This is a genomic window from Vibrio sp. 10N.261.52.A1 (assembly GCF_002876325.1).
Lineage (GTDB): Bacteria > Pseudomonadota > Gammaproteobacteria > Enterobacterales > Vibrionaceae > Vibrio > Vibrio chagasii.
Window position 1 is genome coordinate 1 of record NZ_MCYD01000166.1, and the last position, 1898, is coordinate 1898.

Below are 1898 nucleotides of genomic sequence, written 5' to 3' on the forward strand. Positions count from 1 at the left end.
ACCTATTGTTCTATTTAATTACTTTTCCTTATTTTACGTTTTGTTACAGGTCGCTACTGTAGCTAACAGTATTTGCGCCCATATATCTAAGCGCCCTATCGATTTAAAGAAATTCATAAGGAAAACAAATGTCATTTTCAGCTATCGCTGCCTTAGCGGTATTCACTGGTATCCTCTTCTTTCTCTACGGACAGCAGAAAAAAGAAAACACGTTGTCGCGCTTGGTTCTATTAGGTTTAGTTTTCGGTAGTGCTTTTGGTCTTGGCCTTCAGTTGCTATTTGGTGAAGGTAACCCTGTAATCAAAGAAACACTAGACTGGGTAAACATTGTTGGTCGTGGTTACGTTGGCTTACTGAAAATGGTCATCATGCCATTAGTACTAGTTTCGATGATTGCGGCGGTAGTTAAGCTTGAGAAAGGCGGTTCACTGGGCAAAATCTCTGGCATCACGATCTCTGTGTTGTTAGCCACCACAGCGATTTCTGCGATTGTTGGTATTGTAGTAACTCAGGCATTTGGTCTATCTGCTGAAGGTTTGACAGAAGGTGCACGTGAAACAGCACGTATCGCAACGCTAGAAAGCCGCATTAGCAGCGTTTCAGACCTAACAATTCCACAAATGCTGGTTAGCTTCATTCCAACCAACCCATTTGCAGACCTAACAGGTGCTCGCTCTACGTCTATCATCGCGGTTGTTATCTTTGGTGTGCTAACGGGTATTGCTGCTCGTAAAGTAATGGCAGAGAAAGAAGAGCTAGAATCACCAATTCGTACGTTCGTTGAAGCGGCTCAATCTATCGTGATGCGCTTAGTTAAGATGATCATGGCATTAACGCCATACGGCATCGCAGCGTTAATGGCGAAAGTAGTAGCAACATCAAGCGCATCTGACATTTTAAGCCTACTTGGTTTTATCGTAGCGTCTTACGTTGCAATTCTGCTGATGTTCGTTGTTCACGGTGTGTTAGTTTCTTTTGTTGGCGTAAACCCAAAAGAGTACTTCCAAAAAATCTGGCCTGTTCTAACGTTCGCTTTCACTTCGCGTAGTTCTGCAGCAACGATTCCACTGAACGTTGAAGCTCAAATCACGAAGCTAAACGTGCCACCAGCAATTGCTAACTTATCAGCTTCTTTCGGTGCGACAATTGGTCAAAACGGTTGTGCGGGTATCTACCCTGCAATGCTAGCAGTGATGGTTGCACCTACGGTTGGCATCGCCCCAATGGACATCAACTTCATTCTGTCTCTGATTGCAATTATCACAGTAAGCTCTTTCGGTATCGCTGGTGTGGGTGGCGGTGCAACGTTCGCAGCACTTATCGTACTTCCAGCGATGGGCCTTCCTGTAACGATTGCAGCACTGCTTATCTCTATCGAGCCACTTATCGATATGGCTCGTACAGCGCTTAACGTATCTGGTGCGATGACAGCCGGTACAATTACAAGTCGCCTATTAGGTAAGAAAGACAAGCAACAAGATCTGGAACAAGCAAACGCTTAATTCTGAGCCAAACAGCTCATAAAACAAAAACCGATGCCCATGCATCGGTTTTTTATTGTCTATTTGGTACCGGAGTTGCTTTTTAAATGTTAAGCGTGCATTTGTTCAATAATACAATGAGTTAGCTATGAAGTATCACCGTGATTGATATATGATTCAACACCTCAATATGCTGCATTAAATTGACACCAGTTCGATAACGGGATCACCATGAGCTTTATTATACTTTTACTTCTTCTACTATTGGTTTTCATAACTCGCTTACTTCAATGGCGAGCAACTTCCACTTTTTTATCTCTTGTTCTTATATCGTCATTTGTGCTGATTGGTACGGGTTTAATTCCTCGTTATTTACTAGACGACCTGCAAGCGAATTACGAAAGCAAGCCTGAGATC

1 protein-coding gene and 1 pseudogene are annotated in these 1898 nt (G+C 43.0%); both read left to right on the forward strand.

Annotation, left to right across the window (positions count from 1 at the left end):
* The first annotated feature begins 128 nt into the window (after nucleotides 1–128).
* Nucleotides 129–1502: an L-cystine transporter gene (locus BCT81_RS02280; RefSeq protein ID WP_102423129.1), complete on the forward strand. Its 1374-nt coding sequence runs from the start codon at nucleotides 129–131 to the stop codon at nucleotides 1500–1502.
* A gap of 210 nt (nucleotides 1503–1712) precedes the next feature.
* Nucleotides 1713–1898, forward strand: a pseudogene (locus BCT81_RS02285) (YdcF family protein); the annotation flags it as partial.